Source organism: Dellaglioa sp. CoH-55-MRSF-7 (assembly GCF_056782235.1).
Genome location: NZ_JBXAYI010000232.1, coordinates 1 through 241, shown reverse-complemented (window position 1 = coordinate 241; position 241 = coordinate 1). Strand labels below are relative to the sequence as shown.

Below are 241 nucleotides of genomic sequence, written 5' to 3'. Positions count from 1 at the left end.
AACTGACGCGTACTCATCAAAACCCCATAGGCCGTTCCCCGAGGTATAGGCGCGGAATGATTCAATGAGCCCCTGCTTAACGATATACGCGGACGGCAATGCGTCACTGGCGCTGGGCAGCATGTCAACAGACTGAAGCGTACCCATGTGGAATGCGTTGCTGGTCTCAGCCACATCGAGCCACATCTCGTAGTTTGCGTCAACCGAAGACAGGTACGCGTCTATACGCATAGCATACGAG

The 241-nt window shown here is 54.4% G+C and carries 1 protein-coding gene; it reads right to left on the bottom strand.

The annotated features are described in order from the left end of the window. The coding region (locus AC1RPU_RS08495) for a hypothetical protein (RefSeq protein ID WP_481769732.1) at positions 1–241 on the bottom strand (241 nt) is incomplete at both ends.